Below are 310 nucleotides of genomic sequence, written 5' to 3' on the forward strand. Positions count from 1 at the left end.
TGTGGGAGGGAGCCGTCGAAGGTGGGATCGGCGATTGGGACGAAGTCGTAACAAGGTAGCCGTACCGGAAGGTGCGGCTGGATCACCTCCTTTCTAAGGAGCATTCTCCCGATGAGGGTTCACACAGGTGGATTCGTCTCGGGCAGAGACTGTTTCGTTCCCGTCTGTGGAGCGGCAGGAGCTCATGGGTGGAACGCTGACAAGCATCATCGTGTCGGAGGAAGCATCATGTTTTCTTCTGCGGTGGTTATATCGGTGCGCTGTTGGGTCCTGAGAGAACACGTTTTCGTGTTTGATCAGCGACGATGAT

At 55.5% G+C, this 310-nt stretch carries 1 rRNA gene; it reads left to right on the plus strand.

Annotated elements, in window-relative coordinates:
* Window positions 1-93 (plus strand): 16S ribosomal RNA (locus tag MWU77_RS24485); the annotation flags it as partial.
* Window positions 94-310: the final 217 nt, after the last annotated feature.

This window comes from Rhodococcus sp. F64268, assembly GCF_023015605.1.
Lineage (GTDB): Bacteria > Actinomycetota > Actinomycetes > Mycobacteriales > Mycobacteriaceae > Rhodococcus.